This window comes from Burkholderia sp. EMB26 (assembly GCF_024730645.1).
GTDB lineage: Bacteria > Pseudomonadota > Gammaproteobacteria > Burkholderiales > Burkholderiaceae > Burkholderia > Burkholderia cenocepacia.
The window spans coordinates 1,763,078-1,788,537 of record NZ_CP078070.1; the positions used below are offsets into that span (position 1 = coordinate 1,763,078).

The 25,460-nt window shown below is 66.3% G+C and carries 30 protein-coding genes, 1 tRNA gene and 1 pseudogene; 19 read left to right on the forward strand and 13 right to left on the reverse strand.

The genetic code is table 11. The features are described 5' to 3' along the window. Positions 1-30: 30 nt before the first annotated feature. The 3 genes from KU887_RS08335 to KU887_RS08345 all read left to right on the forward strand — a co-directional run bounded on the left by KU887_RS08335 (position 31) and on the right by KU887_RS08345 (position 1,612). Positions 31-106 (forward strand) — tRNA-His (locus KU887_RS08335). A gap of 219 nt (positions 107-325) precedes the next feature. Further along, positions 326-574, forward strand: coding sequence for a DUF6566 family protein (locus tag KU887_RS34575; RefSeq protein WP_080323477.1), 249 nt, complete (start codon positions 326-328; stop codon positions 572-574). A 522-nt stretch (positions 575-1,096) separates the two neighbouring features. Further along, complete coding sequence (locus tag KU887_RS08345; protein ID WP_006495234.1) at positions 1,097-1,612, forward strand: GNAT family N-acetyltransferase; 516 nt, start codon at positions 1,097-1,099, stop codon at positions 1,610-1,612. 85 nt (positions 1,613-1,697) lie between these two features. Here the strand turns inward: KU887_RS08345 and KU887_RS08350 are convergent, their stop codons facing one another. Beyond that, a complete protein-coding gene (locus KU887_RS08350; RefSeq protein WP_006484172.1) occupies positions 1,698-2,162 on the reverse strand; it encodes a hypothetical protein in 465 nt (154 codons plus the stop codon). A 301-nt stretch (positions 2,163-2,463) separates the two neighbouring features. On the opposite strand from KU887_RS08350, the gene KU887_RS08355 reads away from it, so the two are divergent. Next, a complete protein-coding gene (locus tag KU887_RS08355; RefSeq protein WP_258255504.1) occupies positions 2,464-2,859 on the forward strand; it encodes a hypothetical protein in 396 nt (131 codons plus the stop codon). Between the two features lie 28 nt (positions 2,860-2,887). On the opposite strand, the gene KU887_RS08360 is transcribed toward KU887_RS08355, so the two are convergent. Beyond that, the gene (locus KU887_RS08360; protein WP_006484222.1) at positions 2,888-3,238 is read right to left on the reverse strand and encodes a hypothetical protein; all 351 of its coding nucleotides are present in this window, start codon (positions 3,236-3,238) and stop codon (positions 2,888-2,890) included. 394 nt (positions 3,239-3,632) lie between these two features. Beyond that, entirely contained in the window at positions 3,633-4,376 is a 744-nt protein-coding gene (locus tag KU887_RS08365; RefSeq protein ID WP_080323475.1) for a DUF695 domain-containing protein, read from the reverse strand. Positions 4,377-4,559: 183 nt separating this feature from the next. On the opposite strand from KU887_RS08365, the gene KU887_RS08370 reads away from it, so the two are divergent. The 4 genes and pseudogenes from KU887_RS08370 (at position 4,560) to KU887_RS08385 (ending at position 6,029) form a co-directional block, all read left to right on the forward strand. Beyond that, positions 4,560-4,868, forward strand: coding sequence for a hypothetical protein (locus KU887_RS08370; protein WP_006484174.1), 309 nt, complete (start codon positions 4,560-4,562; stop codon positions 4,866-4,868). A 40-nt stretch (positions 4,869-4,908) separates the two neighbouring features. Continuing rightward, the gene (locus KU887_RS08375) at positions 4,909-5,157 is read left to right on the forward strand and encodes a hypothetical protein (RefSeq protein ID WP_112750259.1); all 249 of its coding nucleotides are present in this window, start codon (positions 4,909-4,911) and stop codon (positions 5,155-5,157) included. A 12-nt stretch (positions 5,158-5,169) separates the two neighbouring features. Beyond that, positions 5,170-5,395: pseudogene (locus tag KU887_RS08380) on the forward strand (hypothetical protein); the annotation flags it as partial. Between the two features lie 160 nt (positions 5,396-5,555). Continuing rightward, positions 5,556-6,029: a VOC family protein gene (locus KU887_RS08385; RefSeq protein ID WP_006484195.1), complete on the forward strand. Its 474-nt coding sequence runs from the start codon at positions 5,556-5,558 to the stop codon at positions 6,027-6,029. A 77-nt stretch (positions 6,030-6,106) separates the two neighbouring features. On the opposite strand, the gene KU887_RS08390 is transcribed toward KU887_RS08385, so the two are convergent. Continuing rightward, the gene (locus KU887_RS08390; RefSeq protein ID WP_006484192.1) at positions 6,107-7,078 is read right to left on the reverse strand and encodes a diguanylate cyclase; all 972 of its coding nucleotides are present in this window, start codon (positions 7,076-7,078) and stop codon (positions 6,107-6,109) included. Positions 7,079-7,342: 264 nt separating this feature from the next. On the opposite strand from KU887_RS08390, the gene KU887_RS08395 reads away from it, so the two are divergent. Beyond that, entirely contained in the window at positions 7,343-7,561 is a 219-nt protein-coding gene (locus KU887_RS08395) for a hypothetical protein (protein ID WP_048986581.1), read from the forward strand. Positions 7,562-7,721: 160 nt separating this feature from the next. Here the strand turns inward: KU887_RS08395 and KU887_RS08400 are convergent, their stop codons facing one another. Next, entirely contained in the window at positions 7,722-8,345 is a 624-nt protein-coding gene (locus tag KU887_RS08400) for a phospholipase D family protein (RefSeq protein WP_034201824.1), read from the reverse strand. Between the two features lie 343 nt (positions 8,346-8,688). Next, positions 8,689-9,177, reverse strand: a complete 489-nt coding sequence (locus tag KU887_RS08405) for a helix-turn-helix domain-containing protein (protein WP_058901421.1) — start codon at positions 9,175-9,177, stop codon at positions 8,689-8,691. A gap of 187 nt (positions 9,178-9,364) precedes the next feature. Between KU887_RS08405 and KU887_RS08410 the strand changes: the two genes are divergently transcribed. Together KU887_RS08410 and KU887_RS08415 are read left to right on the forward strand one after the other, a co-directional pair. After that, a complete protein-coding gene (locus KU887_RS08410) occupies positions 9,365-9,802 on the forward strand; it encodes a PaaI family thioesterase (protein ID WP_006484216.1) in 438 nt (145 codons plus the stop codon). A 148-nt stretch (positions 9,803-9,950) separates the two neighbouring features. Then, positions 9,951-11,003 (forward strand): NADP(H)-dependent aldo-keto reductase, encoded by a 1,053-nt coding sequence (locus tag KU887_RS08415; protein ID WP_258255508.1) that lies wholly within the window; start codon positions 9,951-9,953, stop codon positions 11,001-11,003. Positions 11,004-11,080: 77 nt separating this feature from the next. On the opposite strand, the gene KU887_RS08420 is transcribed toward KU887_RS08415, so the two are convergent. Both KU887_RS08420 and KU887_RS08425 read right to left on the reverse strand, forming a co-directional pair. Further along, positions 11,081-12,367, reverse strand: coding sequence for an MFS transporter (locus tag KU887_RS08420; protein WP_006495224.1), 1,287 nt, complete (start codon positions 12,365-12,367; stop codon positions 11,081-11,083). A 35-nt stretch (positions 12,368-12,402) separates the two neighbouring features. Next, positions 12,403-13,824 (reverse strand): M20 family metallopeptidase, encoded by a 1,422-nt coding sequence (locus KU887_RS08425; protein WP_069352043.1) that lies wholly within the window; start codon positions 13,822-13,824, stop codon positions 12,403-12,405. A gap of 162 nt (positions 13,825-13,986) precedes the next feature. On the opposite strand from KU887_RS08425, the gene KU887_RS08430 reads away from it, so the two are divergent. The 4 genes from KU887_RS08430 (at position 13,987) to KU887_RS08445 (ending at position 17,714) form a co-directional block, all read left to right on the forward strand. Further along, positions 13,987-14,940, forward strand: a complete 954-nt coding sequence (locus KU887_RS08430) for a LysR substrate-binding domain-containing protein (protein ID WP_048986579.1) — start codon at positions 13,987-13,989, stop codon at positions 14,938-14,940. A gap of 64 nt (positions 14,941-15,004) precedes the next feature. Continuing rightward, the gene (mnmH, locus tag KU887_RS08435; RefSeq protein ID WP_060211536.1) at positions 15,005-16,135 is read left to right on the forward strand and encodes a tRNA 2-selenouridine(34) synthase MnmH; all 1,131 of its coding nucleotides are present in this window, start codon (positions 15,005-15,007) and stop codon (positions 16,133-16,135) included. Then, positions 16,132-17,190: a permease gene (locus KU887_RS08440; protein ID WP_006484180.1), complete on the forward strand. Its 1,059-nt coding sequence runs from the start codon at positions 16,132-16,134 to the stop codon at positions 17,188-17,190. The genes mnmH and KU887_RS08440 overlap by 4 nt, the downstream gene beginning before the upstream one ends. Before the next feature lie 101 nt (positions 17,191-17,291). Beyond that, the gene (locus KU887_RS08445) at positions 17,292-17,714 is read left to right on the forward strand and encodes a hypothetical protein (RefSeq protein ID WP_181645677.1); all 423 of its coding nucleotides are present in this window, start codon (positions 17,292-17,294) and stop codon (positions 17,712-17,714) included. A gap of 37 nt (positions 17,715-17,751) precedes the next feature. On the opposite strand, the gene KU887_RS08450 is transcribed toward KU887_RS08445, so the two are convergent. Both KU887_RS08450 and nodI read right to left on the reverse strand, forming a co-directional pair. Then, positions 17,752-18,585 (reverse strand): ABC transporter permease, encoded by an 834-nt coding sequence (locus tag KU887_RS08450; protein ID WP_006484127.1) that lies wholly within the window; start codon positions 18,583-18,585, stop codon positions 17,752-17,754. Positions 18,586-18,591: 6 nt separating this feature from the next. Beyond that, entirely contained in the window at positions 18,592-19,506 is a 915-nt protein-coding gene (gene nodI, locus KU887_RS08455) for a nodulation factor ABC transporter ATP-binding protein NodI (RefSeq protein WP_048986578.1), read from the reverse strand. A gap of 330 nt (positions 19,507-19,836) precedes the next feature. Between nodI and KU887_RS08460 the strand changes: the two genes are divergently transcribed. Beyond that, the gene (locus tag KU887_RS08460; protein WP_006484144.1) at positions 19,837-20,334 is read left to right on the forward strand and encodes a universal stress protein; all 498 of its coding nucleotides are present in this window, start codon (positions 19,837-19,839) and stop codon (positions 20,332-20,334) included. Between the two features lie 87 nt (positions 20,335-20,421). Here the strand turns inward: KU887_RS08460 and KU887_RS08465 are convergent, their stop codons facing one another. From KU887_RS08465 to lexA, 3 genes are read right to left on the reverse strand one after another with little or no spacing between them, the layout of a single operon-like run. After that, positions 20,422-21,150, reverse strand: a complete 729-nt coding sequence (locus KU887_RS08465; protein ID WP_112750254.1) for a DUF2939 domain-containing protein — start codon at positions 21,148-21,150, stop codon at positions 20,422-20,424. A gap of 29 nt (positions 21,151-21,179) precedes the next feature. Beyond that, complete coding sequence (locus KU887_RS08470) at positions 21,180-21,515, reverse strand: hypothetical protein (protein ID WP_006484149.1); 336 nt, start codon at positions 21,513-21,515, stop codon at positions 21,180-21,182. A gap of 26 nt (positions 21,516-21,541) precedes the next feature. Next, positions 21,542-22,189: a transcriptional repressor LexA gene (lexA, locus tag KU887_RS08475; RefSeq protein ID WP_006484226.1), complete on the reverse strand. Its 648-nt coding sequence runs from the start codon at positions 22,187-22,189 to the stop codon at positions 21,542-21,544. A 264-nt stretch (positions 22,190-22,453) separates the two neighbouring features. On the opposite strand from lexA, the gene KU887_RS08480 reads away from it, so the two are divergent. From KU887_RS08480 to cysW, 3 genes are all read left to right on the forward strand, one after another. Continuing rightward, positions 22,454-23,491 (forward strand): sulfate ABC transporter substrate-binding protein, encoded by a 1,038-nt coding sequence (locus KU887_RS08480; RefSeq protein WP_048986575.1) that lies wholly within the window; start codon positions 22,454-22,456, stop codon positions 23,489-23,491. A gap of 123 nt (positions 23,492-23,614) precedes the next feature. Then, positions 23,615-24,508, forward strand: coding sequence for a sulfate ABC transporter permease subunit CysT (gene cysT / locus KU887_RS08485; RefSeq protein WP_006495215.1), 894 nt, complete (start codon positions 23,615-23,617; stop codon positions 24,506-24,508). Then, the gene (cysW, locus tag KU887_RS08490) at positions 24,505-25,449 is read left to right on the forward strand and encodes a sulfate ABC transporter permease subunit CysW (RefSeq protein ID WP_006484215.1); all 945 of its coding nucleotides are present in this window, start codon (positions 24,505-24,507) and stop codon (positions 25,447-25,449) included. Before cysT ends, cysW begins: the two co-directional genes overlap by 4 nt. The last annotated feature ends 11 nt before the right edge of the window (positions 25,450-25,460 follow it).

The following is a 25,460-nucleotide window of genomic DNA, read 5'->3' on the forward strand; positions in this document are numbered from 1 at the left end:
AACAGCGAAACGAAGCAAGCAGTATCAGTGGTGGCTGTAGCTCAGTTGGTAGAGTCCAGGATTGTGATTCCTGTCGTCGTGGGTTCGAGTCCCATCAGCCACCCCAACAAATTCAAGCAAAAAGCCCGGTTCGTTGAGCCGGGCTTTTTGCTTTCTGGCGTTCGGATACAGCCAATGTGTGTCTTGGTCACGGCGTCTTTAACGAAGTAGCATCCCGTATTCAACGAATCGACCACGATGCCATTTCGGCCTCGTTCTCCAAAAGAACGATTGCGTAAAGCGCGCTTGCGCGGCAGCAACATCAGGCGCATGTGAGGGGCACCGTATGCACAAAAGAATCGAATGCCATCGCGATGTATTCGACGGTTACGAAATCATCGTCGAGTCCGTGCAGCCGGCACCCGGCAGCACGTGGATGGCGAACGTGCGGGTCCGCAAAGACGGAATCGAATCGCCCCGGCGATATGACTTCGATACCGAATATGAGACCTCGGACGAGGCGACGCGGGCAGGTATCGAAATCCGGCGCGCGATCGTGCAATCGTTGCGCAACGCGCAACGGGGTATCGACTGACGGCACCGCTTGTCCGGCATCGCCGACGTGGATGACGGAGAGGGCGACGCCCCGGGCCTGCTTCGTATCGTGTTCCCGTGTCGTTGCGCCAACAACGTTCACGCCACTTTGCCTGCGACGCTAGCTTTCCCCTCTAAGGTTCCCGCGCGCCGTGCCGTTATCTTTCCTGGACAGCCCTCGTGCCTCGAATGCTGATCCGTTTTCTTGCCTGCTCGCGCCACACGCGAGCAGGCTTTTTTCGTTTACGGCCGCTCATAACCAGCTGATTGGCGGAATAGGACAGGGGCTTGGCGCAAACCGACAAAGCGCAACAGTCTTACATGCGTGTAATGTGTGACCTTCCTCGTGCCCTCATGCTTTGCAGGGCCGTTCGATCCCGATGACCGATGACGGTGTCGGGATTTTTTTTGCCCGCAGTGCCGGCGCTCCGACAACGAACCCGGCGAAAGGCATTTCACAAAGCACGGTATATTTTGCGACGATACATGCCGATCAGGCGAACAGCAGAAGGAGTTGCTACCGATGCCGGACACACGGACCACACTGCGCGCCGCGACGCCGCACGACGCGAATCACATCGCTCGCCTGCATACGCTGAGCTGGCAAACCGCCTATAGCCACATCCTTCCGGCCGGCTATCTGTCCGACGAGGTACCGACGGAGCACGCGGTCCGATGGCGCAAGTATCTCGACCGCAACGAGAACGAGTGGGGCCTCGTGCTGATTGCCGAGGCGAACGGCGAGCCCGTCGGCTTCGTCAGTGCCGAGCGCCCCGTCGATCCGGCGCGTGGCGTGTTGCTCGATTGCCTGCACGTCCATCCTGCGCATCACGGCGGCGGCACGGGCAAGCGCATGATCGAAGCCGTTCGCGCGTGGGCCCGGTCGATCGGCGTGGACAAGGTCCATCTGCAGGTGCTGGACGGCAACGTGCGTGCGATCGGATTCTACGAGCACAACGGCTGGCAATGGATCGATGTCGAAACGAGTCGCATCGGCCAGACGGAAGTCACCGACCGGATTTACGCGATCCAGGCGTGAGGCTTGTCGGCGTCGACGCGAGCGGCCGCGCGCGAGTGCAAGCGCGCTTGGCCACGATGCATTCACATCGGGCGACAGCCTGGCGTCATTCGCCGCAATACCGCACAAGCAAATCGGCTTCGGTCTCGTGGATTTCGACGGGCAAGGTGGTCGCACCGGCATACGCGAGATAGCGCGCACGATGCTGGCCGTTACGGAACGATGCGACGCCGACTTTCGACAGGCCGGGAAGGCCGAGCAACGTTCGTGTTCTCGTCTCGCGAAACGTGATGAATGGCATGTCCGGAATCCGGTCCCGGTCCGGATCGAGAAATTCGCGAATGCCTGCGGCTTTTCCGGGCGCCCAGTACTGAACCGATGGCAGCACATAGTCCGTGGTGTCGCGGTCGGCGCAGGCCAGCAGCTTCTTCAGGTCGATCGTCACGACCCGATGCCGCGAGTCGTCGGACGCGAATACCCGCTTGAGGTGCGTATAGGCATAGGGCGCGTGCCCGGGAAGCTGGACGATCCAGACATCTACGCCGCTTTGTCGTGCGTGAGCGAGCGTCATTATTTCCTCTGGTGGCGCAAGCGGTCTTTGTGATCCGAGTTTAGCAGCGCGATTGCGGCTGCGGAGCAGGTCGATACCGGAAACAGGAAAACGGAGCGCTTGACGACTCAACCGGCACGGCAAAAAAGCATCTGGGCGGCCATACGTGGATGGTCCATATCGACAGGTCGCGAGAATATCGCGATACTGCCAGCGAAAATGATGCGCTGCGCGAAATTCACGCAAGCTTCACATTGTGTCGCAAAGCACGTGACGCGCCGGGCATCATCGAAATCGAGAGGGCAGATTGAGCGGAGAAGCCATGTCGTCGAAACTCGAGATCGAATATCTCGATTACCGTTTCACCGCAACGCTCGACATCACGGAGTCCGGCCGTGTCGCCGTCGTCGACCGGCAACTCGAATCCGAGGAGCGAAACAAGACGCTCGGGTGGATCGTGTTCGATCGGTTCCTGGCGCGAAATGATTTCACGGATGAGGAAGACGCACGCGCCAATATCGTCGAGTGGCTGGAGCGGCTTGCCGATCCCGGGCCCGTCGCATCGACCGGAATGGCGAAGGCGAGCGCGGTGGCAACCGGCGTGGTGACCGCAGATGTGTCGACAGCCGCAATGGTCGGCGACGCCGCCATTGAAATCGTCAGCAATCTCGACTGGATCGATATGGTTGCCGACTGGTTTTCCACTGGTTCGCTGTAGCGAAGAAATCGCGTTTTCGTGACGCAGATCATTGTAGGCGCGAAATTCCGCACGAAAAAAGTGAGGCGAAAATCATCGCGCATAAAAAAATAGAATAATCCTGCTTTGACAATACCCGAGACTTACCGGAAACTGCGCCCCGGGCTGAAAATTCCACTTGAATTAAAACAAAATAAAACACCGAAATGAAAAAACGAACGCTGTCGACGCCGGCGCAATGACGACTGTTGCCGGCCTGACAGGTTGTACTCCGATGCGGTACGACAGCGGCAGCTGCGAAGAAGCTGTCGGCCGGTTCCTCGTCGGCGAAGCCGGCAAGCCGCGCGCGGCGCTTGAATCGTGACGATATTCGCCGGTACGCGCGCATGCCGGTCGCCATCACATTGTTACTAAAGGGTGAGTTGCCGCACAGACCGTCGCACGGCCCGCGATCACAATTTGACCGGTTGACCGTTCTTCCCCGGCCCGGTCAACCATTTCCCCGCTCGCTCGCGCAGGAGCGGGGGCTTTTTGCCCCCCGACGCCGGAAGGTTGCGTCGGCGGAACCGGACAGGCGTCCGGCGGGCGGCGCAACGGCACTCGTTCGCACCCCGACATCCGTTCGCCTGATCCGTACGCATCGCTTTCCTCGTGCCTGAGCGAACCCTCAGGCCCATCGCCGGTTTTTGCCGGCGATGCCTTGATCCCGGCGGCGCGCAACCACGCTGCCGGGATGTTTTTTGCGTCAGATGGCGTGTGACGTCACATCACGCGCCGCGGGCATGGCGCTCCGCTCAGCCCGCCTGTTCGACGCTGGTTTCCCATCCGTCGTAGTCCCCGCCGAGTGCGCGCACCTCGCGATTGAGCGCGATCGTGTGGCGCGTGATGTCGGCGAGCGTCATCGTGCCTTCGTGCGAAAACCGTACCGCCGACTTGCCGTCTTCGGTCGGCGCGACCGATTCGACCGGATAGCCTTTCGCTTCGGCCCAGTCCGCGAACTGATGCGCGTCGCTCGGGTCGGGGAAATACGCCCAGTGCATCACGCGCCGGCTCACGTCGGGCACGTCGCCTTGCTGCCGCAGCGCATCCAGCGTGCGCATGTCGCGCATGATCTGCCAGTCGTCGTCGGTCGGGTAGAGCGTCTGCCAGTAGGTCGTCTTGTCGGGATCGTCCTGATGCGCGTACTGAAGCGCATAGGCCGTCTGGTCGGCCAGCGAGTCGACGATCTCCGCGGCGGCCTCTTCGTCGAACGGTACGTAGAATAGAAAATCCCGGTTGCCGTCGACGGTGATGCGGCCGACCTGCACGCCGCCTTTCGCGGTGATCGCGGCGTCGAGCAGATCCTCGATCTGCGCGAGATCGGCGAATTCGTCGCCGGTCGGCAAACCTTCGGGCGACGGATGCGCAAAGGGGACGCGCACGCTGAGCAGCGACGTGCGCGGATCGCCTTCGGCGATTTCCGCGAAGCCGTGGTTGAAGCTGATGAAAGCCTGATGGTCGCCCATTCTGGCAGGGAAGGTTCCCCAGGCGTCGTTCATGTGTTTCTCCCGTACACGATTGTCTGTTGACGGTTGCAAAGCGTCCCAATGTATCATCGAAAATCGCGTCGGCCGGCGCAGCGCACATGATCGCAGGCCGTGCTGGCTGCGCAGGCGGGATCCGGGCCGTTCACAGTCGGCCGGATGCATGCGACGAGCCGCAAAAATTCAAAGGAGAGGCCGATGTCGACGTTTGCGGTGAATGGTGTCCGAATCGATCCGCTCAGCGCGCGCGTGACGCACGTGCGCTGGGCGGCCGTGAACCCGGCCGATCGCTCGTGGGCGTCGACGCCCAGCGAGGCTCCGGTGGCCGACGTGGCGCGCGCTCTCGCGTCCGGTAACGATGTCCGCGCGATCTTCTCGGCAACGGATGCCACCGCAACCGGTCCCAGGCTGAAACGCGTGCTGTATCGCGATGCATCGGAAGGCATCGAACTCGACATCGATGCCACGAGCGAGTCGCGCACGTTGCGCGATCTGCCGCAGATCTGACTGCGGGCCGGTATCCAGAACGCATCATGCGAGCGCGCTCATGACCCTTTCCAGATCCGCCATCGTCCCGCTGGCAGTCGCGCTGTGTCTGGCGCTTGCCGCCTGCCAGACCGCATCCGGGCCGGCGCCCGTGCAACCGTCGCCCGAGACCGCGTCGGCGACCGTTCCTGCATCGTCTCCGCCGGCTGCACCGATTCGCGGCATCGGCGTCGCGCCTCATCTGACGGGGCAGAGCCATTGGGCCATGGGTCAATGCACGACCAACGGTACCGTCAAGGTATGCAACTGACCGGCGTCGGCGCCGTGGCGCGACGTCACGGCATTCCGGGTCGTCAGCGTCGCCGGTAATCATTACATCGGCTACCAATTCTCCGCGCATTCGTCGCGCGTGAAGGTGCCGGGCGGGCGTGATGCTGCCGATCGCCGGGTTTGCCGATCTTCCGCTCGATGCGGTGGCCGAGTTGCTGGAGGTGTGCCGCCGTCGATTCGGCCAGCCGGGCGAGCCGGCCGATCGAACGGGCCGATGACGCCTGACGCGGCGTCCTGTGCTCCCGTCCGTCAAGCAAGCAAAAAAATCCTGGGCGCCGTGTCGATTTCCGTCGGCGTCGTCCGTCGTAGCATCGGAGGCGTGCGCATCGCGCGTCCGTCCCGATTTTCGATACGACAACCGACTGAAGGAGCGACACCATGCCCACATCCGTCAAGCCGATCCCGGAAGGGATGCGCACGCTGACCCCGCATCTGATCTGTGCGGGCGCCACCGCAGCGATCGATTTCTACAAGCGAGCATTCAATGCGACCGAACAGTTTCGCCTCGCGATGCCAGACGGCCGGCTCGCGCATGCGTGCCTCGCGATTGGCGATTCGACGCTGATGCTGGTGGATGAAATGCCCGAGCACGGCGCGCTGGGGCCGAAGGCGCTGAAAGGCACGCCGGTCTGCCTGCATCTGTACGTGCCGGACACCGATGCGGCGATCGCGAAGGCGGTCGCGGCCGGCGCGACCGTGACGATGCCGGCCGCCGACATGTTCTGGGGCGATCGTTACGGGCAGGTCGAGGATCCGTTCGGGCATCGCTGGTCGCTGGCGACGCATCAGCGCGATCTGACACCCGAGCAGATCGCGGACGCGATGGCCAGCGCGCCGCCCTGCGGCAGTTGAACCGACGTCTTGGCACGACCGCGGAGAAGCGGCCGCGCGGCGGTTTGATCCCGTCGCGCCTGCCGACTCGTCCGCGGTTACGCGCCGGCCGCCTTGTCGCGCTGCTTGTGCTCGTACATCCGGCGATCGGCTGATGCGAGCAGGTCCGCGACGGTGAGATGGCGTGCGGGATCGTACGCAACGTGCCCGACGCTGAAGCGGATCGCGTAGCCGCGTGCGTCGGCTGCGTTGCGCTGCGCGAGCGCTTGCGTCACGCGTTCGACGGGCTCGGTGACATCAGCCGGATCGGTGGCGCTCAACAGCACGACGAACTCGTCGCCGCCGAGCCGGGCGATGACGTCGCTGTCGCGCAGCGCGCCCGTCAACGTGTCGGCGAACGCCTTGAGCGCGCGATCGCCTTCGGCGTGGCCGAAGCGGTCGTTGATCGCCTTGAAACCATTCAGGTCGAAGAACAGCAGCACGGCGTGACGGCCGACGCGATCGCACAGGCGCAGCACGTGGCGGGCGAGAATCTCGAAGCCGCGCCGGTTCGTGAGCTGCGTGAGCTCGTCGGTCGTCGCGAAATGCAGCGCGGCGATCTCGCGCTCGGTCATGTGGGCGAGATCGCCGAGGAGGGCGAGTTCGTCGGGTTCGAGCGAGCGGGGCCGCGTATCGATCAGGCACAGCGTGCCGATGGGCGCGCCGTTCGGTGCGGTGAGCGGCCGGCCGGCGTAGAAGCGGATGCCGGGCGCGCCGGTGACGAGCGGGTTGTCGTGGAAGCGATCGTCGTTCAGTGCATCCTGGATCACCATCGTATCGCCCGCGAGCAGCGCGTGCGCGCAGAACGACACGTCGCGCGGCGTCTGCGTGGCGTCGAGGCCCGCGCGACTCTTGAACCACTGGCGATTCTCGTCGACGAGACTGACGAGGGCGATCGGGACATCGAACAGTCGTCGCGCGAGGCGCGTCAGACGATCGAAGCGCTCTTCGGGCGGGGTATCGAGGATCGAGAGCGAATGAAGCGTATCGAGCCGGGTCGCCTCGTCGGCCGGTTTCGGTGCGATTTGCATGGGCCTTGTCTCTTGTCCCGGCCGTCGGGCCGGTCATGGGTCGTCCGTCGAACAGTATCGCGCATTCCGCGATGCATCGCCACGCTGCAAACCGTGGCGGTGGCGATCGGGTTCGTGAGGCGCAGGGAAGATGCGGCAAGAAGCGGGTGTCATCGGCCCGTGTTGCGTCGCGATGCGCGATCGGACCGGCGATACCTCAAGCTTGCGCGTCGCGCTGCCGTAAACAGGACGAGTCCAATCGTTCGTCATCTCCCATCGCACACCATGGTTCGAATTCTGTACGCGGGCTATCTCGCGTTTGCACTGTATCTCCTTTACCCGTTGGTGCAGAACACGCTGACGTTCAGTACCGATTGCGTGCGCAGTGCGCTGCCGATGGGCGACCATGGTCTCGCGGCGAATTCGGCAAGCAGTGCGGACGGGCACGCGAATCGCTGTGTGCCGGGCGCGCACGTCGGCATCGCGACCAGGCGGGGTGCCTGACATCCTTCGAACGCGGCGGTGTCGCGCGTGACGGGCGTTTCGCGAGGCGGCAGGCTGGCCATTGGGCCGAATTGAACATCGCGCCGCGCTCGCCGATCATCCGCAATACGGTAGCGTGCATGCGAGCGGTCGAGCGTCGGGCGAACGCGCGTGTCGTGCGTCAGTAGCTGGAGCGGTACGGCGTGCCCTGGTCGAAGCGGCTTTGCCAGTGCGTGAGGTAGCGCGATGCGAGTTGCGGATTGTTCCAGACCACGACGACGTTCTCGGAATTGCGGCTGGCCGCCGACGCGCTGTAGTTGAACGACCCCGTTTCGACGTGCTCGGCGTCGATCACGAGGTACTTGTCGTGATGGATCGCATAGGCGTCGATCGTGCGCGTCGGGATGCCCGCGTTGACGAGCAGGTTCAGTGCCTGCTTGCTGCTCTTCGCGCGATTGCCCTTGTCGTCGACCACCACCGCGACGTTGACGCCGCGGCGCTTGGCGGCAAGCAGCGCGCGCGTGACGGGCGGCGACGTGAACGAGTAGGCGGCGACCCGGATCGAGCTGCGCGCCGCCCCGATCGCTTTCAGCACGAGCGCCTCGGCGCCGCCGTCGGGCGAGAAGGCCGATTCGACGACCTGGGTCGCGGGGGCTTCGTGAGTGGGGGCCGGCAGCCATCGCGACACGAGATCGATCGCTTGCTGGAGCAGCGATTCGCTTTGTGTCTTGCCGAAGGCGGCGAAGGGTGTGGCGAGCAGGGAAGCGGCGAGACAGGCGGCAGCGAGGCGATTGCGCGACAACATCTTGGACAGCGAATAATTTCGAGACAGCGGGCCGAGAGTGTAACGCACGCGTGGCGGCCCGGTCACGTGCGGATGCGAAGCGATGGTCCGCGCGATGATCGGCAGGGGTGGAGAGGGTGATGCGAAGTTGCGTTGTGCAGTCCGTGCGTGCGCGCGGGGCGATCAATTAACGGATACGGAACAGGGCTGGCGATGGCGTGCGATTGCGCTTGCCGTTGCCGCTCACTCGCGTGCGAGCAACGCGCGCCCGCTCGGTCGGGCCCGGACGCCTTGCGGCCTGTGGCCCAAGTGTATGTCCGGCGGACGCATCAATTAGACAGGCATCCGCGCACGCAGCGGATCGTCAATCCTCGGCTGCAGGCGCCTCAGCCCCGTCGGACGCGATCCATCCGGGCCCGGGCTCGGGTTGCACGTCACGCGCGTCGAGCGGTTCGCCGCAGGCCGAGCATACGGTCACCGCGTGCATCAGCTGGCCGCAGGTCCGGTGACGCAGTTGCACCGGCGGCCCCTGGCCGTCGTCCTTCCAGCGATCGCCCCACGCCATCAGCGCGAGCAGGGCCGGGTAGAGGTCGAGGCCCTTGTCCGTCAGCCGGTATTCGAAGCGCGGCGGGCGTTCCTGATACGCGCGCTTGACGAGCACGCCTTCGTCGACGAGCCGCGCGAGCCGTTCGGCCAGCACGTGGCGCGTCAGGCCGAGTTGCGCCTGAAACGCGTCGAAGCGGCGGCAGCCGAGGAATGCGTTGCGGAGGATCAGCATGGTCCAGCGGTCGCCGAGCACGGCGAGCGTGCGCGCGACCGAACAGTTCAGCGTGCCGATGTCATCCCATTTCATCGTCGAGTCTCTTGCCTCATGCGGCGGTCTTGCGGCGGTTCAGCGAAATAGCGGGTTCGATTATAGAACCCGCGTTCGGCGGCAACGGGCGCAGTCGCGTTGACAACCGCCGGCATCGTTGACAATATTGAGTTCCAATTTAGAACTTACTCGCGCGGCGACGCGCTTTCAACCCGGAGACAACCCGATGAATCCGCTTTCCCTGTCTGGCCTCGATCTGCTGCGTGCCGCCGTGTCGGGCGACGCGCCCCTTGCGTCGATTTCGGAGACGATTCCGATGCGTCCGCTCGACGTCGAGCTCGGTTACGTGAAGTTTTCGGCGCGGGCGGACGGCCGGCACCTGAACCCGCTGGGCGGCGTGCACGGCGGGTTCGCCGCGACGGTGCTCGATTCGGTCACCGGGTGCGCGGTGCATTCGATGCTCGATGCGGGCGTCGGTTACGGCACCGTCGATCTGCATGTGAAGATGCTGCGGCCCGTGCCGCGCGACGTCGACCTGATCGCGGAAGGGCGCGTGATTCACCTGTCGCGTTCGCTGGGCGTCGCGGAGGGCACGCTGAAGACGCCGGACGACAAGATCGTCGCGCATGCATCGGCGACCTGCTTCATCCAGCGGCCGCAGTGACGGAAGGCGGCGACGCGGCCGTCCAGGCGGGCGCGCGAGGCGCATGGGGCAGCACCGAAGGCCGCTTGTAAGCGTGTGCGGGGCCCATCTGAAGCACGCGCTTCAATGTGATAGCGTTCCTGCTTTCCACCGACGCGACAGGAACAGCATGGAATACCGCACACTCGGCGATTCGGGCCTCGAGGTCAGCCTGATCGGTCTCGGCACGATGACGTGGGGCGAGCAGAATTCGGAGTGCGACGCGCACGAGCAGATCGACTACGCGCTCGGGCAGGGCGTGACGCTGATCGACGCCGCGGAGATGTATCCGGTGCCGCCGAAGCCCGACACGCAGGGCCGCACCGAGCAATACATCGGCACCTGGATCGCGCAGCATCGCGCGCAGCGCGACCGTATCGTGCTCGCGACGAAGATCGCCGGGCCGGCGCGGCAGCCGCACAATCCGCGCCATATTCGCGGCGAGGGCAACCAGTTCGACCGCAAGAACCTGACCGAAGCGCTCGACGGCAGCCTCAAGCGCCTGCAGACCGACTACGTCGATCTCTACCAGCTGCATTGGCCCGATCGCAGCACGACCACGTTCGGCCGTCCCGCGTATCCGTGGGTCGACGACGCGTACACGGTGCCGATCGAGGAAACGCTCGGCGTGCTCGCGGAATTCGTGAAGGCCGGCAAGGTGCGCGCGATCGGCGTGTCGAACGAAACGCCGTGGGGTGTCGCGCAGTTCCTGCGCGCGGCCGAGCGGCTCGGGTTGCCGCGCATCGCGAGCATCCAGAATCCGTACAGCCTGCTGAACCGCACGTTCGAGAACGGGCTGTCGGAATTCACGCATCGCGACGGCGTCGGCCTGCTCGCGTATTCGCCGCTCGCGTTCGGCTGGTTGTCCGGCAAGTACGAGAACGGCGCGCGTCCGGCCGGCGCGCGCATCACGCTGTTCGAGCGTTTCCAGCGCTACAGCAAGCCGCAGGCCGTCGAGGCGACGTCGCGTTACGTCGCGCTCGCGCAGCGTCACGGGTTGTCGCCCGCGCAACTGGCGCTCGCGTTCGTCAACAGCCGTCCGTTCGTGCGCAGCAACCTGGTCGGCGCGACGTCGCTCGAGCAGTTGAAGGAAAACATCGGCAGCATCGACGTGACGCTGTCCGACGAGATCCTCGCCGAGATTGACGCATTGCACGAACGGCAGCCGAACCCGGCGCCGTAAACGGCGCGCGGCCCGCGCGGCAGCGATGCCGCGGCGGGCCGCGTCGGCGGCGCACCGCTGCGCCGTCGTTTTCCGCGTCAGCGCATCTTCAGCCGGGTGCGCGCGACGAACAGCGCGGCGAGGCTCAGCAGCGCGCATCCCATCAGATAGAGCGCCGGCGACAGCCGGTTGCCGGTCGTGCTGATCAGCCAGGTGATGACGAACGGCGCGAAGCCGCCGAACAGCGTGACGCCGGTGTTGTAGCTGACCGCGAGGCCGGTGGCACGCGTCTGCGCCGGGAACAGTTCGGCCATCAGCGCCGGCAGCGCGCCGCAGTACATCGCCTTCAGCGCGCCGATCCAGACGAGTGCGGCGAGCATCGTCGCGAACGACGCGTGGCGCGTGAGCCACGCGAACGTCGGCCATACGGTGACGAGCATCAGCACGGCCGCGACCGCCATCATGCGGATCCGCCCGGTGCGGTCGGACAGATGGCCGACGACCGGCGTGACGAGCGTCAGCACGAAGCCCGTCGCGAGCGTCGCCGCGAAGCCGGTCGACGCAGGCAGTCCGAGCTGCTTGATCGCGTAGGTCGGCATGTACAGGATCATGTAGTTGATCGCGGTCGAGATCACCAGCGCGCCGACCGACAGCAGCAGCCGCAGCTTCTGGTCCGCGAACAGTTCGCGCACCGGCGCTTCGGAGCGCGCCTGCGTCTTGAACTCGACGCCTTCGTCGACGTAGCGGCGGATGTACAGCCCGACCGGGCCGATCGCGAGGCCGAACAGGAACGGCACGCGCCAGCCCCAGCTTTCGAGTTGCGCGGAGGTCAGCGTGGCCGTCAGCAGCGCGCCGAAGCCCGACGCGAGCAACGTCGCGAGGCCCTGGCTCGCGAACTGCCAGCTCGACATGAAGCCGCGCCGCTGCGGCGCGTGCTCGACGAGAAACGCGGTCGAACTCGCGAATTCGCCGCCGGCGGAAAAGCCCTGCATCAGCCGCGACAGCATGATCCCGAGCGGCGCGAGAATGCCGATCGATGCATAGGTCGGCATCAGCGCGATCAGCAGCGTGCCGGCCATCATCATCGCGATCGACAGCAGCAGCGACGCCTTGCGGCCCGCGCGGTCCGCGTACGCGCCGAGCACGAAGCCGCCGATCGGCCGGATCAGATAGGACAGCCCGAACGTGCCGAGCGTCAGCATCAGCGACGTCGCTTCGCTCGTGGCGGGGAAGAACAGCTTGGCGATCGTCACCGCGAAGAAGCCGTAGACGATCAGGTCGAACCATTCGAGTGCGTTGCCGATCGACGCCGCGAAGATGATGCGCCGGATCTTCGCGGCGCTGGGGCGCGCGGCGTCCTGCGAGGTCAGGGTGGTCGTATTCATCGTGTGTGCAGGTCCCGTGAAAGGGGCGAAGCGCGTTACAGGGCGGCGCCGGCCGCGGCGGATGCCGCGCGGCGAACGGGCGGCGCGTCGTCGCCGAGATCCCAGAAGAGGCCGGCCATCATCTGCAGCCCCTCGCTGACGACGCTCGCGAGCAGATGCTCGTCGGGCGCGTGCTGCGAGCACGCCGGGTACGAGTGCGGCACCCACAGCGTCGGCAGCCCGAGCGTGTCCGCAAACACGTCGTTCGGCAGCGTGCCGCCCAGATTCGGCAGGATCGCGGGCTTCTTGCCGGTCGTGCGCGCGAGCGACGCGACGGCCCAGCGCACCCACGGATCGTCCGGCGGCACGCGTGTCGCCGGTGCGCCGCGTTCGACGTCGATCTCGACGTCGGCGAAGCCGTGCGCATCGAGGTGCGCGCGCAAGTGCGCATGCAGCGCCTTCCAGTCGGTGCCGACGACGAAGCGCAACTGGCAGTGCGCATACGCGGCGGGCGGGATCGCGTTGACGGGATGCTCCGGATTGCCGGCCTTGAACGCGAGGATCTCGAAGGTGTTCCAGCCGAACACGCGTTCGGCCGCGGACAGGCCGGGCTCGCCCCAATCGGCGTCGAGCGCCGGGTCGCCGGGGCCGCCGCCGACCGCAAGATCGGCGAGCGCGTCGCGCACGGCGGCCGGGATCGGCGGCGGGCGCAGCCCCGCGACGCGAATCGCGCCGCGCGCGTCGACGAGGCTCGCGAGCGCATGCGCGAGCACGATCGCCGGGTTGCGCAGCAGTCCGCCCCAGTTGCCGGAGTGATGCGCACCGTCGCGGGCGCGCAGGCTCAGCGTGAAGTTGACCGAGCCGCGCGAGCCGAGGAATACCGTCGGACGCGCGGCGGCGATGCGCGGGCCGTCGGAGGCGATCAGCACGTCGGCCGCGAGCGCGTCGCGCTCCTGGCGGCACAGCGCGTCGAGGCCCGGCGACCCGGTTTCCTCGCCCATCTCGATCAGCAGCTTCGCGTTGAAGCCGAGCCGGCCGCCGCGCGCGGCGAGCACGCTCGCCAGCGCGGCCAGGTTGATCGTGTGCTGGCCCTTGTTGTCGGCGCTGCCGCGGCCGTACCAGCGGTCGCCGTCGGCCGTCAGCGTCCACGGCGACAGCGGCGCGCGCCACTGCGCGTCGTAGCCGCGCACGACATCGCCGTGGCCGTAGATCAGCACGGTCGGCAGCGCGTCGTCTTCGTGGCGCGACGCGAGCAGGAACGGGCCGCCGCCGTCGACGGGGTTGTCGACGATCCGCGACGTGAAACCGAGGCGGGCGGCCTCGGGCGCGATCTCGTCGGTCAGATAGGCGCGCAGCGCGGCGTCGCTGCCGCTTTCCTGGCTTTCGGTGCGCAGGCCGACGCGGCGGCTCAGGGTTGCGAAGAACGCACCGGATTCGAACTGGTTCAGCGCGTGCTGGATGGCGGCGGTACGGCTCAAAGCGTGTCTCCCGTGTGGTTCCGCTGCGCGCGGGCCGTGCACGCAACGTGAAGTGCGATCGATTCTAGAAAGCCCGGTTTTTTGTCACAATGATCGAATTTCGAACCTTTCTTTGCCGAAAAGGCAAAGCAGCGCGGCCGGATGCGGCGCGGAGACAGAACGATGGCGGCTTTCCTGCATGGGCTGGCGTTGCGGTATTTCGTCGAGGTGGCGCGTACCGGCTCGATCAGCGACGCGTCCGTGCGGCTGCACGTGGCCGTGTCGGCGATCAGCCGCCAGATCGCGAAGCTGGAGAGCGAGCTCGGCGCGCCGCTGTTCGAGCGGCGGCCGCGCGGGATGGCGCTGTCGGAAGCCGGCGAGCGGCTGCTGGCGTTCGCGCAGCGCAGCCTGCTGGAGGCCGAGCACGTGATGAAGGACATCGGCGGGCTCGACGCGCTGCACGGCAGCCTGCTGAAGATCGCATGCTCGGAAGGGTTCGCGATCGACTTCCTGCCCGGCGTGCTCGCGAGCTTCAAGGCGCGCCACCCGGGCGTCGATTTCACCGTGTGGGTCGTGTCGCCGGCGGATGCGACGCGGCGCGTGCGCGACGGCGACGCGGACATCGCGTTGACCTTCAGCCTCGCGCCGGAGAAGGGCGTGCGTGTCGACCACACGGAGCGCGCGCCCGTCTTTGCGCTGGTCCGGCACGATCATCCGCTTGCGGCGCGCGACGCGGTGTCGCTCGCCGATGTCGCGCGCCACGCGCACGTGCTGCCCGAGGCCGGCACGACGGTGCGCCAGCTGATCGACATCGCGTGCGCGCTCGACGGGCTGCTGCTCGAGCCCGAACTGACGAGCAACAATACCGCGGCGATGTATGGCTACGCACGGCGCACGGGCGCGGTGATGTTCACGGGGCTGCTGTCGGTGCGCGATCGCTCCGATGCGGACGGCTTCGTCGTCGTGCCCGTGACGAACCCGCAACTGCGCGAACGCAGCATCCAGGTACAGACGATGGCGGGGCGCGATCTGCCCGCGTCGGTGCGTGCATTTCGCGACCACCTGATCGACGCGATGCAGGCCGCCTCGCCGCCGCCGACTACCGCGCGCGGCCCGGGACGCCGGCCCGTGAGATAATCGTCAATCCGCCTTCCGTGCCCATGCGGCTCCACGAGCCGCATCGCCCCTGTTCGACGCCAAATTGAAGAACCTGATTGTCACCCTCGATCGCGCCGGCGAGTTCGACGAGATCATCGACGTGCGCACGCCGCTCGAGTTCGCCGAGGACCATATTCCCGGCGCGCTGAACGCGCCCGTGCTCAGCAACGAAGAGCGCGTGCTCGTCGGCACGATGTACCGCCAGGTGTCGCCGTACGAGGCGACGCGCGTCGGCGCGGCGATCGTCGCGCGCAACATCGCGCGCCATCTCGACACGACCTTCGCCGACCGGCCGCGCAACTGGCGGCCGCTGATCTACTGCTGGCGTGGCGGCAAGCGCTCGGGTTCGATGACGACCTGGTTCAACCTGATCGGCTGGAAGGCGCGCCAGCTCGACGGCGGCTACAAGGCGTACCGCCAGTCGGTGTGCGCGACCCTCGCGTCGCTGCCGACGCGCTTTCGCTACATCGCGCTGGTCGGCCACACGGGGTGCGGCAAGACGCGCCTGCTGAACGCGCTGCGCGACGTCGGCGCGCAGACGCTCGACCTGGAAGCGCTCGCGTGCCATCGCGGTTCGCTGCTCGGCGCGCTACCGGGCAAGCCGCAGCCGGCGCAGAAGGGGTTCGATTCGGGGCTCGTCGAGACGCTCGGGCGTTTCGACCCTCAATGGCCGGTGTTCGTCGAGTCGGAAAGCCGCCGGATCGGGCTCGTGCAGTTGCCGATCGCGCTGATCGAAGCGTTTCATGCGGGGCCGTGGGTGCAGGTCGAAGCGGCCCACGACGAGCGGATCGCGTTCCTGCTGGACGATTACGCGCACCTGTTCGACGAACCGGACGCGTTCAAGGCGCAGCTTCATCGGCTGATCGGCCTGCACAGCCGCGAAGAGGTGACGCGCTGGAAGGGGCTGATCGATGCCGGCGCGCGGGCCGATTTGTTCACCGAGCTGATCGACAAGCATTACGATCCCGCCTACGCGCGCACTTACCGTGCGACGTACGACAAGCCGAACCGGGCGCTGACGTTCACGTTCCGGCCCAACGCGGCCGACGTGCGCGATCAGGCGCGCATGCTGCTGGCCGAACTCGCGCGCGCCGGGTTGCCGGCATCGGCCGCGCTTGCTGGCGGCGCGACATCCGAAACCGACAAAGACCAATCGACGATCACCACACGATGACGACCACACGCACCCAACCCAGTCCCGCCCTCGGCTGGATGACCTTCCTGCTGATCGCGGTCGCGGGGCTCTTCTATGTGAAATGGTTCCCGTACTACAACAAGGCGTTCGTTGCCGCCGAGCATCATTCGATCGGCCAGTCGATCCTGATGGGTACGTCGGCGGCCGCCCCCGAGCCGTCGCTGAAGGCGGCGCTCGACTACGCGTGGGCATACGGCAAGGCGATCTGGCAGGCGATGGTGCTCGGCCTGCTGCTCGGCTCGGCCGTGCAGGCGCTGCTGCCCGCGCATTGGGTGGCGCGCGTGCTGGGCCGCACCGGGTTCGGCAGCGTCGCCGCGGGCGGGCTGCTGTCGCTGCCGGGGATGATGTGCACGTGCTGCGCGGCGCCGGTCGTCGCGGGGCTGCGGGCGCGTCATGCATCGCCGGGCGGCGCGGTCGCGTTCTGGCTCGGCAACACGGTGCTGAACCCGGCGGCGCTGGTGTTCATGGGCTTCGTGCTCGGCTGGCACTGGAGCGCGCTGCGCCTCGTGCTCGGCATCGCGATGGTATTCGGGATCGGCTACCTGCTGAACCGCATCGCGCGTCCTGAAGACCGCAATATCGACGATGCCCAGCTCGCCGCGCTGGCGGCCGAACAGGCCGCGGCCGGCAATCCGTTCGTCCGCTGGATGAAACTGCTCGCGCGCATGGCCGTGCGGCTCGTGCCCGAATACATCGTGCTCGTGCTGCTGCTCGGCGCCGCGCGCGCGTGGCTGTTTCCGCATATCGGCCCGGACATCGGCAATCATCTCGGCTGGATCGTCGCATTCGCGGTCGCGGGCATGCTGTTCGTGATCCCGACGGCCGGCGAGGTGCCGATCATCCAGGCGATGCTGTCGCTCGGCATGGGCGTCGGTCCGGCCGCCGCGCTGCTGATGACGCTGCCGCCGATCAGCGTGCCGTCGCTCGCGATGCTCGCGCGTTCGTTCAAGCCGACCATGCTGGCGATCGTCGCGACGCTCGTCGTCGTGTTCGGGATCGCGAGCGGCTTGCTCGCGATCGCGTTCGGGTTCTGACGCACGCAAACGGCGCGCCAGTCGCGCGCCGTCGTCGTATTCATCCGGCGCCGCGGCTTCACGCGTGCGGCGCCCTTTACAAGAAGCAAACAGGAAAACGCATGACCCAACCGAAGATTCATCCTCGACTCGAAAAGGCGCTGACGCGCGGCGATCTCGCGATCCGCCAGGCCAATTCCGCGCGGGCGACTGCCGTGCTGCAAGCGCTCGGCACGATGATCATCGAGGCCTCCGCAACGATCGGTGTCGAGGCCAGCGTCGACATTCCGCAAGGCGATCGCATCTACGATCCGGTCAACGGCCTGTGGCCGCAGAAGATGCTGGTGTCGTTCGACGGTCCGGTGGACGAAGCCGACAAGGAAGAACTGCGCACGGTGTATCTGGTGGCCGACGATCCGGGTACGCAGTTCCGCGTCGAATGGCATCGCGCGGACGGCAAGCTCGGCCGCCAGGAAGGCGGCCCGCTCGCGACCGTCGCGTTCCTGACCGACGTCGAAATTCCGTGGAGCGACGACGACGAGTAACGTCGTCGCATGAAGCCGGCGCCCGGTGCGCCGGCCGTCAGCGCATCATCCGCCGCCGGAACAGCCACGCGGACAGCAGGAATCCGCCGACCGCGTAGCCGGCGAGCACCGCGACGTGCAGCGCGATGTCGGTCGCCGGCCGGCCGAGCATCGCGGGCCGGATCAGCTCGACCGCATTCGCGAGCGGTAGCGCCCGCGCCGCGTGCTGCGCGATCGGCGGCAACTGCGTGATCGGGAAAAACACGCCGGACAGCAGCAGCATCGGCGTCAGCGCGAGCGTCTGATAGAACATGAAGAAATCGTAGGACGGCGCGAGCGCCGTGACGATCATCGCGATGCTGGCGAACGCGAGGCCGGCCAGCGCGATCACGGGCAGCACCGCGAGCATCGACGGAAACTGCGCGTAGCCGAGCCCGCCCGCGACCAGCATGATCGCGCCCCCTGACAGCATCGCCTTGCTGGCCGCCCACACGATCTCGCCGAGCACGATGTCGCCGAGCGCGAGCGGCGTGTGCATGATCGCTTCCCACGTGCGCTGCACGTGCATCCGCGAGAAACCCGAATACATCGACTCGAAGCTCGCGGACATCATCACGCTCGACCCGACCGTGCCGGCCGCGAGGAACGCGATATACGACACGCCGTCGACATGGCCGAGCATCAGGCCGAGTCCGAAACCCAGCCCGAACAGGTAGATCATCGGATCGGCGAGATTGCCGAACATCGACGCGAGCGCGAGCTTGCGCCACACGAGATAGTTGCGCCGCCAGACGGCGATCCAGTTGCTCGCGTTCGCGGGCATCGCGATCGCGAAGCGCGATTCGCGCGGCGGGGCCGATGGCGTGGTGGCGGAATAGTTGCGGACGTCCATGATCGATCAGTCCTGCATTTCGCGGCCCGTGAGCCGCAGGAACACATCTTCCAGATTGGCCGGCCGATGCAGATAGCGCAACCCCGCGCGGCCCTTCAGGCGCGCGCTGAGCGGTTCGGGGTCGCTCACATAGCAGAACAGCGTCTCGCCGCTGATCTCCGTGTGCTTCGCGAACGCCGACAACTCGTCGCGCAGCGCGGCCGGATCGGGCCCGTAGATCTCGATCACGTCGCAGCCGATCTCCGATTCGATCAGCGCATGCGGCGCGCCTTCGGCGATCTTGCGGCCTTCCTCGATCACGCACAGCCGATCGCACAGCCGCTCGGCTTCTTCCATGAAGTGCGTGGTGATCAGGATCGTCTTGCCGCGCGCAAGCAGCGAACGCAGCCGCTCCCACATCAGGTGCCGCGCCTGCGGATCGAGGCCCGTCGTCGGCTCGTCGAGCACCAGCACGTCGGGATCGTTGACGAGCGCACGGGCGAGCGTGAGGCGGCGCTTCATGCCGCCCGACAGCTCGCCGACCTTCGCGTCGGCCTTGTTTTCCAGCTTCGCGAATTCGAGCAGCGGCGGCACGAGCGCGCGTGCGGCGTGCGCCGACATCCCGAAATAGCGGCTGAAGACGAGCAGGTTCTCGCGTACGGTGAAGTCGGGGTCGAGATTGTCGAACTGCGGGACGACGCCGACCCGCTGGCGTGCATGTCGCGCCCGCGATGGAACCGGTTCGCCGCACAGCGAAATGGTGCCGGCATCGGGGTGCGCGAGGCCGAGCAGCATCTTCAGCGTGGTGGTCTTGCCGGCGCCGTTCGGCCCGAGCAGGCCATAGCATTCGCCGGCCTTCACGTTGAAGGACAGACCGTTGACGACCAGCTTGTCGCCATAGCGCTTTTCGACGTTGCGGAAATCGATCGGTGCGACGGACATGGGCAGGTTGTCGTTGTAAGCGGGCGCGTTCTGTTGCCCGAGCGTGGCCGGTTTGCGAACGGACCGGACGGATGCGTGTCACATGGGCATGACCGAAGCGCACGACGCCGGCGTACGGTGGCCCGCTGGAGTATGAACGGGCCATTCTAGTGCATCGGCTGCATCGCTTCAGGGCATGCCTGCCCGGTGCGATGCAAACGCGCACCGATCGTGCACCGCATCATCGCGCACGCGCCGCGCGGGGCGAATCAGCGTTTTCCATCCCTTGCGTCCTGAATTGCGGCGCACCATGATGAATGCGTAGGCTCGTTGTCGCGATAGGGAGGTCTCATGGCTAGCTACAACAAGATTTTGCTGTGTTACGACGGCACGCTCGAAGGGCGCAAGGCACTGCGCTGCGGGGCCAATCTCGCAATGGACCTGAAAGCCGAGACGCATTTGCTGTCGGTCGTCGACATGCGTTCGAGCATTGCGCAAAGTGCAGGTTTGCTGACCGATGTCGCATGCGGCCGCTTCGAGGAAACCGCGCGCGAAATCCTGCAGGAAGGCGTGAACTGGCTGCGTGAGCGCGGCGTACAGGCCGAAGGCCATTTCGCGTTCGGGTATCCGATCGACGAAATCGCGAATCTCGCGTCGGAACTGAAAGTCGACCTCGTCGTCGTCGGCCACCGGTGCCGCAGCGGATTGTCGAGATGGTGGATGGGGTCGGGCAATACGCAACTGCTCGATCGCGTGAACTGCAGCATCCTGGTGGCGTGTTCGTCGGCGGAAGAGCAGAAGGCCGAAATCGCGCGCGAGCGTGAGGCGGCCACGGCGAACGGCAAATGATCTAAAGCCTGGACGACTGCGTGACCGGCGATACGTGCCGGTCACGCACCGCGCTGCATCAGCACGGCAGGCGTCCAGAGCGGCCTGCTACGCATGCAGGTCGATCCCGGACAATTTCCACGAGAACAGCCCGAAGCGGTGAAAGATCGCCGCATAGCGTGTGCCGTCGGCACTGCGCTGATACGTCACGACGAATTCATCGATATTTCGGTAGCCCGCGCTGGTTTGCTGCTGGTGCGGCGCTTGCGTGGCTTCGCTCGGGCTGGCCGGTGCGGCAGGTGCGGCAGGTGCGGGCGCCGGCGACGATGCCGCCGAAGCGACCGCGTTGCTGCCCGATACCCCCGCACTTGCCGGCGCCGGATTGGCGGGCGGTGCGGCAGGCGTGGTGCCGGGTGCATTGCCTGCCGGCGGCTGATTCGACCACTCAGGCGGACGTTCGCCCGGATTGCCGCGCGGCGGCAATCCGCTCATCAGCGCGGCGACGCCTTCCGGCGTCGCGTACGCATCGACCAGCGGACCGATCAACGCGGACCCGATCAGCGCGCCGATCACCGCGAACGGGTTGTTCTTCTTCACTGCGTCGATCCGGCGCATCAACTCTTCCGTCACCTGCTGCTTCAGGCTGATGCGCAGCGATGGAAAGTCGACATACTCGCTGATCGCCTGCGCATCGCGCGCATCGATCGCCGATTTCAGGCGACCGAGCGCGACATACGGCGACGCGTACGCATAGCCGAGCGCCGCAATGACGGCGACGATCAGCGCGACGATCAGCAGGGGCTTGAGTCGCCCTGTACGGCGCGGCGATTCAGTCACGTTGCCTCCGGTGCGGGAAGGTTCCGCAATCAGAGACCGCCCGGCGTGGCCGATCGTTCCTCTGCGATGCAGCGATCGATCATTCGGCAGACGGCATCGATCGTGCCGACCATGATCAAGCGCGACCGGCCGTGATAGACGCGCACCGGCGCGCGGCGTGCGGGTTCCGCGTGATTCAGACCGGCGTTCAGCGATACCCGCGCGAACGCGGGCAGCGCTGACGGCAGCAGGGACGCCTGCCGTTCGACTGCGACTTCTTCATGCACAGGCGCCGCCGCGGACAGCGGTGCGCAGGGCGTGCGGCCGCGCAGATGACGCAGGCGACCGAATTGACGGAAAGGCAGCAGGCGGGCAAGGCGTTCCATGATGTTCTCCTGAGCGAGACGGAATGTCAGAGTTCGCCCGAGCGAATCAGCCCGACGGCGATGCCTTCCAGCGCGAAATCCGCGCTGCCGGCCTTGACGAAGATGTTTTCGTAATCCGGGTTCTCCGCGATCAGCTCGAGGCCGCCGGGCCGGCGCATCAGGCGCTTGACCGTGACGTCGTCGCCCAGACGCGCGACGATGATCTGGCCGTCCTTCGCTTCCGTGCGCTTCTGCACGGCGAGGAGGTCGCCGTCGAGAATGCCGGCGTCGCGCATCGACAGGCCGCGCACCTTCAGCAGGTAGTCGGGCTTGCTGGTGAACAGCGCGGGATCGCACGCGTAGTGCTGCGAGATGTGCTCCTGCGCGAGGATCGGGCTACCGGCCGCGACGCGGCCGACGAGCGGCAGCGACAGTTGCATCAGCGCGGCGTGCGGCAGCGTGAACTGGTGCGGGGCGTCGTCGACGCCGAGCAGCCGGATGCCGCGCGACGCACCGGCGGCCAGCTCGATCACGCCCTTGCGCGCCAGCGCGCGCAGGTGCTCCTCGGCCGCGTTCGGCGAGCTGAAGCCCAGTTCGGCCGCGATCTCGGCGCGGGTGGGCGGGAATCCGGAGCGCTCGATCGCGCGACGGATCAAGTCGAACACTTGCTGCTGACGGGCGGTGAGTTTGGTCATGGCTCAACTGTATGGATAGACAGTGAGCTGTATTTTTATACAGTACTTGGTGAATTTCAAGTGTTACTTGAGGTTCGACGCGATCGCGCCGGTTCCGGCGCGATTTCGCGACGCCCGGACGCCGGTTTATCCGCCGCAACCGTCCATCCCGTCTGCGTTAGCACTTTTGAGTATTAAAAAATGAGGAACGATTATTTTTAATCATGTAACCCGTTCGATAGACTGGCCCGACATCGCAATACCGACAACACTGGAGAACCAAGGATGGCGAAGCGCAACACGGGGCTGGTGGGCGGAGTGGGCCGCCTGATCGCAACACTCGCGCTGGGCGCGGCGGCGGCGCTGGGCGTCGTGACGCATGCCCAGGCCGATACGACTTTCCTGAACGTGTCGTACGACCCGACGCGCGAGCTGTATCAGGATTTCAACCAGGCGTTCGGCAAGGAGTGGAAGGCGAAGACGGGCGAAACGGTCAATTTCAAGCAGTCGCACGGCGGGTCGGGCGCGCAGGCGCGCTCGGTGCTCGATGGCCTGCAGGCCGACGTCGTCACGCTGGCGCTCGCCTACGACATCGACGCGCTCGCGAACAAGGGGCTCGTGGCCAAAGATTGGCAGAAGCGCCTGCCCGACAACGCGTCGCCGTACACGTCGACGATCGTGTTCCTGGTGCGCAAGGGTAATCCGAAGGGGATCAAGGACTGGGACGACCTGACCAAGCCGGGCATCTCGATCGTCACGCCGAACCCGAAGACGTCGGGCGGCGCGCGCTGGAACTACCTGGCCGCCTGGGCATACGCGCTGCACAAGCCGGGCGGCAACGAGCAGACGGCGAAGGAATTCGTCACGAAGCTCTACAAGAACGCAGGCGTGCTCGATTCGGGCGCGCGGGGCGCGACGACGAGCTTCGTGCAGCGCGGGATCGGCGACGTGCTGATCGCATGGGAAAACGAGGCGTTCCTGTCGGTCAAGGAATTCGGCACCGACAAGTTCGAGATCGTCGTGCCGTCGGTGAGCATCCTGGCCGAGCCGCCCGTCGCGGTGGTCGACAAGGTGGTCGACAAGAAAGGCACGCGCAAGCTGGCCGAGGCCTACCTGAATTTCCTGTACAGCCCGCAGGGCCAGGAAATCGCCGCGCGCAACTACTACCGGCCGCGTTCGAAGAACGTGTCGGCGGAGCTGACCAAGCAGTTTCCGAAGCTGAAGCTGTACACGGTCGACGACACGTTCGGCGGCTGGACGAATGCGCAGAAGACGCATTTCGCGGACGGCGGCGTGTTCGACTCGATCTACAAGCCGCAGTAACGCCATAACGACAAGCGGCGCGCCACGACAGCGCGCCGCATCCCCGACGGCCCGCCGGCGCGATTCACTGCGCCGGCGTTTGCGTCGGACCCGTGAGCAGCATCGACCCAGCAAGAGCATCCGATGACGACGTACACCTTTCGCAAGCCGAGCGCGCTGCCCGGTTTCGGCGTGACACTCGGCATCACGGTGGCCTATTTGAGCCTCGTGGTGCTGATTCCGCTCGCCGCCACGTTCCTGAAGACCGCGACGCTGTCGTGGGACCAGTTCGTCACCGCCGTCACGTCGCCGCGCGTGCTCGCGTCGTACCGGCTGACGTTCTCGGCAGCGCTCGGCGGCGCGCTGATCAACGCCGTGTTCGGCTTCCTCGTCGCGTGGGTGCTGGTGCGCTACACGTTCCCGTTCAAGCGCCTCGTCGACGCGATCGTCGACCTGCCGTTCGCGCTGCCGACCTCGGTGGCCGGCATCTCGCTCGCGGCCGTCTACGCGACCAACGGCTGGGTCGGCCAGTATCTGGCGCCGCTCGGCATCAAGATTGCGTTTACGCCGGCCGGCGTGCTGGTCGCGCTGACCTTCATCGGGCTGCCGTTCGTCGTGCGCACCGTGCAGCCGGTGCTCGAGGATTTCGAGCGCGAGCAGGAAGAGGCCGCCGCGTGCCTCGGTGCGTCGCGCTGGCTGACGTTCCGCCGCGTCGTGCTGCCGGCCGTGCTGCCGGCGCTGCTCACCGGTTTCGCGCTCGCGTTCGCGCGTGCGCTGGGCGAATACGGCTCGGTGATCTTCATCGCCGGCAACGTGCCGATGAAATCCGAGATCACGTCGCTGCTGATCATCACGAAGCTCGAGCAGTACGACTACGCGGGCGCGACCGCGCTGGCGGTCGTGATGCTGGTCGTGTCGTTCCTGATGCTGCTGCTGATCAACACGCTGCAGTGGTATCTGCAGCGCCGGACGAGCAAGGGCGCGAGCGGCCCGGCGCCCGCCGCTGTCGCCGCCGTCGCAGCAGGAGGCCAGCAATGAGCCAGGAGGCCACCGTCGTGCTGAAAACCCCGTCGCCCGCCGCGCGTGCCGCGAAGCGGCTCGATCCCGTCAGCGAGTCGCGCGTCGTGCGCTGGCTGCTCACGGGCATCGCGCTGGCGTTCCTCGCGTTCTTCCTCGTCGTGCCGCTCGCCGCGGTGTTCGTCGAGGCGCTGCGCAAGGGCGTCGGCTTCTATTTCGAATCGCTGGCCGATCCCGATGCATGGTCGGCGATCAAGCTGACGCTGACCGTCGCCGTGATCGCGGTGCCGCTGAACCTCGTGTTCGGCGTGTGCGCATCGTGGGCGATCGCGAAGTTCGAGTTCCGCGGCAAGGCGCTGCTGACGACGCTGATCGACCTGCCGTTCTCGGTGTCGCCGGTGATCTCGGGCCTCGTATACGTGCTGCTGTTCGGCGCGCAGGGCTGGCTCGGGCCGTGGCTGCAGGGGCACGACGTGCAGATCATCTTCGCAGTGCCGGGCATCGTGCTCGCGACGATCTTCGTCACGTTCCCGTTCGTCGCGCGCGAGCTGATTCCGCTGATGCAGGCGCAAGGCACCGACGAGGAAGAGGCCGCGCGCGTGCTCGGCGCGTCGGGCTGGCAGATCTTTCGCCGCGTGACGCTGCCGAACGTGAAGTGGGGCCTGCTGTACGGCGTGATCCTGTGCAATGCACGCGCGATGGGCGAGTTCGGCGCGGTGTCGGTCGTGTCGGGCCACATCCGCGGCGTGACGGACACGATGCCGCTGCACGTCGAGATCCTGTACAACGAATACAACTTCGCGGCGGCGTTCGCGGTGGCGTCGGTGCTGGCGCTGCTCGCGCTCGTCACGCTCGCGCTGAAGCTGCTCGCCGAGCGTCACCTCGCCGCCGAACTGGCCGACACGCACGACGCCGTTCCCGCACATGCCGGCCCTGTCGCCGCCGTTTCGTCGAAATCGTAAAGAGGCAACCA

Bases quoted from the DNA above. Each gene is read 5' to 3' on its own strand.
- KU887_RS34575 (WP_080323477.1), top strand. From the start codon at position 326: ATGCACAAAAGAATCGAATGCCATCGCGATGTATTCGACGGTTACGAA.
- KU887_RS08345 (WP_006495234.1), top strand. From the start codon at position 1,097: ATGCCGGACACACGGACCACACTGCGCGCCGCGACGCCGCACGACGCG.
- KU887_RS08350 (WP_006484172.1), bottom strand. From the start codon at position 2,162: ATGACGCTCGCTCACGCACGACAAAGCGGCGTAGATGTCTGGATCGTC.
- KU887_RS08355 (WP_258255504.1), top strand. From the start codon at position 2,464: ATGTCGTCGAAACTCGAGATCGAATATCTCGATTACCGTTTCACCGCA.
- KU887_RS08360 (WP_006484222.1), bottom strand. From the start codon at position 3,238: ATGGCGACCGGCATGCGCGCGTACCGGCGAATATCGTCACGATTCAAG.
- KU887_RS08365 (WP_080323475.1), bottom strand. From the start codon at position 4,376: ATGAACGACGCCTGGGGAACCTTCCCTGCCAGAATGGGCGACCATCAG.
- KU887_RS08370 (WP_006484174.1), top strand. From the start codon at position 4,560: ATGTCGACGTTTGCGGTGAATGGTGTCCGAATCGATCCGCTCAGCGCG.
- KU887_RS08375 (WP_112750259.1), top strand. From the start codon at position 4,909: ATGACCCTTTCCAGATCCGCCATCGTCCCGCTGGCAGTCGCGCTGTGT.
- KU887_RS08385 (WP_006484195.1), top strand. From the start codon at position 5,556: ATGCCCACATCCGTCAAGCCGATCCCGGAAGGGATGCGCACGCTGACC.
- KU887_RS08390 (WP_006484192.1), bottom strand. From the start codon at position 7,078: ATGCAAATCGCACCGAAACCGGCCGACGAGGCGACCCGGCTCGATACG.
- KU887_RS08395 (WP_048986581.1), top strand. From the start codon at position 7,343: ATGGTTCGAATTCTGTACGCGGGCTATCTCGCGTTTGCACTGTATCTC.
- KU887_RS08400 (WP_034201824.1), bottom strand. From the start codon at position 8,345: ATGTTGTCGCGCAATCGCCTCGCTGCCGCCTGTCTCGCCGCTTCCCTG.
- KU887_RS08405 (WP_058901421.1), bottom strand. From the start codon at position 9,177: ATGAAATGGGATGACATCGGCACGCTGAACTGTTCGGTCGCGCGCACG.
- KU887_RS08410 (WP_006484216.1), top strand. From the start codon at position 9,365: ATGAATCCGCTTTCCCTGTCTGGCCTCGATCTGCTGCGTGCCGCCGTG.
- KU887_RS08415 (WP_258255508.1), top strand. From the start codon at position 9,951: ATGGAATACCGCACACTCGGCGATTCGGGCCTCGAGGTCAGCCTGATC.
- KU887_RS08420 (WP_006495224.1), bottom strand. From the start codon at position 12,367: ATGAATACGACCACCCTGACCTCGCAGGACGCCGCGCGCCCCAGCGCC.
- KU887_RS08430 (WP_048986579.1), top strand. From the start codon at position 13,987: ATGGCGGCTTTCCTGCATGGGCTGGCGTTGCGGTATTTCGTCGAGGTG.
- KU887_RS08440 (WP_006484180.1), top strand. From the start codon at position 16,132: ATGACGACCACACGCACCCAACCCAGTCCCGCCCTCGGCTGGATGACC.
- KU887_RS08445 (WP_181645677.1), top strand. From the start codon at position 17,292: ATGACCCAACCGAAGATTCATCCTCGACTCGAAAAGGCGCTGACGCGC.
- KU887_RS08450 (WP_006484127.1), bottom strand. From the start codon at position 18,585: ATGGACGTCCGCAACTATTCCGCCACCACGCCATCGGCCCCGCCGCGC.
- nodI (WP_048986578.1), bottom strand. From the start codon at position 19,506: ATGTCCGTCGCACCGATCGATTTCCGCAACGTCGAAAAGCGCTATGGC.
- KU887_RS08460 (WP_006484144.1), top strand. From the start codon at position 19,837: ATGGCTAGCTACAACAAGATTTTGCTGTGTTACGACGGCACGCTCGAA.
- KU887_RS08470 (WP_006484149.1), bottom strand. From the start codon at position 21,515: ATGGAACGCCTTGCCCGCCTGCTGCCTTTCCGTCAATTCGGTCGCCTG.
- lexA (WP_006484226.1), bottom strand. From the start codon at position 22,189: ATGACCAAACTCACCGCCCGTCAGCAGCAAGTGTTCGACTTGATCCGT.
- KU887_RS08480 (WP_048986575.1), top strand. From the start codon at position 22,454: ATGGCGAAGCGCAACACGGGGCTGGTGGGCGGAGTGGGCCGCCTGATC.
- cysT (WP_006495215.1), top strand. From the start codon at position 23,615: ATGACGACGTACACCTTTCGCAAGCCGAGCGCGCTGCCCGGTTTCGGC.
- cysW (WP_006484215.1), top strand. From the start codon at position 24,505: ATGAGCCAGGAGGCCACCGTCGTGCTGAAAACCCCGTCGCCCGCCGCG.